The organism is Paenibacillus agaridevorans (genome assembly GCF_003112455.1).
GTDB lineage: Bacteria > Bacillota > Bacilli > Paenibacillales > Paenibacillaceae > Pristimantibacillus > Pristimantibacillus agaridevorans.
In genome coordinates this window covers 1-2,223 of record NZ_BDQX01000243.1, presented here as the reverse complement: position 1 = coordinate 2,223, position 2,223 = coordinate 1, and the positions used below count along the sequence as shown (strand labels likewise).

The 2,223-nt window shown below is 52.7% G+C and carries 2 protein-coding genes and 1 pseudogene; 1 reads left to right on the top strand and 2 read right to left on the bottom strand.

The window, feature by feature from the left end:
* A pseudogene (locus PAT3040_RS20985) lies at window positions 1-740 on the top strand (hypothetical protein); the annotation flags it as partial.
* A 78-nt stretch (window positions 741-818) separates the two neighbouring features.
* Here the strand turns inward: PAT3040_RS20985 and coaD are convergent.
* On the bottom strand, window positions 819-1,376 hold the full coding sequence (gene coaD / locus PAT3040_RS20980) for a pantetheine-phosphate adenylyltransferase (RefSeq protein ID WP_258235088.1): 558 nt from the start codon (window positions 1,374-1,376) through the stop codon (window positions 819-821).
* Window positions 1,360-1,959 (bottom strand): 16S rRNA (guanine(966)-N(2))-methyltransferase RsmD, encoded by a 600-nt coding sequence (gene rsmD, locus PAT3040_RS20975; RefSeq protein ID WP_246608630.1) that lies wholly within the window; start codon window positions 1,957-1,959, stop codon window positions 1,360-1,362. Before rsmD ends, coaD begins: the two co-directional genes overlap by 17 nt.
* Window positions 1,960-2,223 lie beyond the last annotated feature (264 nt).

Here is a 2,223-nt window from a genome sequence, read left to right as displayed (position 1 = left end):
ATGCAGCGGGAGCAGCTGCCGAGGAGAACGGACAGCGCTCCGAAGCTCCGCAAGGAAGCCTGCTGCGGCAAGCCTCCGATGCGATGCTGCAAGGACGAATCAGCGATGGGCGCAGCCTTGGCAAGGTACTGGGAGACTCCGTCACTGTTAGCGTCCAAAGACTGATGATGGTAGGCGGCTTCATGATCATTGCTTCCATGACTGCGCGTTTGGCCGAACCCCTGTTCGCCCCGGCGCTGAAGCTCGGACTTTCCTTCCTGGGACCAGCCCTCTTTGAAGGACATCTCGGCGCTTATGCAGCTGCCGTATGGGAACTGCCTGGCACGGACCTCGCCATGGTGTGCGCGGTCATTGCAGCAGCTCTTGCGTGGGGCGGTCTCAGCGGCGTTATGCAGGCGGGATATTCGGTGTCTGGCACCGATCTGTCTTTGCTCCCTTTTGTCCTGCACCGGCTAAATCACGCCTTGCATGCCTTCATGCTCACGTTGCTTCTCTGGCACCCGGCGGGTGCCCTAGTTCGCCTGCTTAATCCGAATGCCAGCTTCCCGGTTATCTGGGATGGATTGTACTACGACTCTTCTTCGGGCATCCGATTCCAGCCAGAAGCCTTTGCTGCAAGCAATTTGCCAAGCTTATGGCCTTATGGAGCTGTCATTGCCGTCGTGCTTGGATTACTGGCGCTCTGTTTGTACTGGACGCTTGGACGGTTCGCAGCATCACATAAGAGCTACAGATCATAAATAGGTAATTAAAAAAATCTCTTTTGATTTTAACTTTCTTTGTTTATAGAAGAAACACGGTCGCGCCATGCGTGCCGCTTATTTTTTTCGCAATGCGATCTTTTCCTTGAGGCGCACCTCGACCTCGGGCGGTACAAGCTCGCGAACCTCTCCTTCGAACATGGCGATTTCCTTGACGATGCTGGAGCTCAAATAAGAATATTTGGGATTCGTCATCATAAACATCGTATCGATGTCGGGATCGAGCAAATGGTTGGTCGACGCCAGCTGAAGCTCATATTCGAAATCCGTCACCGAACGAATGCCCCGTATGATGACATCCCCATTTTTGGACTTTACCAATCGAACCGTCAGATCCCGAAAGCTGTCGATCTCTACGTTGGGAAGGTCTTTGGTCACCTCGGCAAGCAGCTCCATGCGCTCTTCGACCGAGAACAAAGGGTTTTTGCTCGTATTGTTGAGAACCGCTACGACAAGCCGATCAAACTGTCTGGCCGACCGTTTAATAATATCGAGATGCCCGTAGGTCACGGGATCGAAGCTGCCGGGATAGACGGCGACTCGCTCCTTTTTGCCGACGCTTCCTTCATTATCGAGCTCTCCGTGTTCCTGACCGTTGTCATTGTTCTTCGTCACTAGAATCTCCCCTATCGGCGCTATCATTGCTGCTTAAGTATTCGTATATGGTGACGGCCGTATCGCCGTATTTGGCTTCCCTAACCTGCCTGAACGATGCGAGCTCTTGCGGATAAGATATTTCGGCATCATGTTCCACCAGAATGACGGCGTCCTGCGCCAGCAACTCCAGCTTCGCCATCTCGGACATAAGTTCGTCCATCGTCGACATGCGATAAGGCGGATCCAAAAATACCAGATCGAACTGGATTTTCCGCCTCGCAAGCGCCTTCAAAGCGCGTTCGGCATCATTGCGATAAATCTCGACGGCCTGCTCCGCTCCTGCGGCTGCAACGTTATGGCGGATAACGTCTATGCTGATTTTTTCCCGATCTACGAAAATAACCCGCTCCATGCCACGGCTCCAAGCTTCGATGCCGAGTCCGCCGGTTCCCGCGAACAGATCCAGCGCCGTCCCTCCGTCAAAATAAGGACCGATCATGCTGAAAATAGCTTCCTTCACTTTATCCGTCGTCGGCCTCGTGTTGTTGCCAGGCACGGCCTTCAGCGGCCTGCCTTTGGCCGTTCCGGAGATGACTCTCACTCCAATTACCCCTTTCCATGCTATCCTGCCTATCGTACCATATTTTCCTTTACCAAATAAAGAAAAGCTCACATGAGCTTTTTTTTCAAAAGCCGGATGTATAAACTTTCCGGAAACGGAGAAGCTATAATTATCGGCGTCGCAAGATGTCGTAGACAACCGCGGAGAAGACTTACGTTTCCCCATAAGTTCTTCGTCCGGTTTCTCCTCTCCCATGAAAAGGGCGTCCCGAAAGGGGCGCCCGATTTTTTGTTGATTTTATGC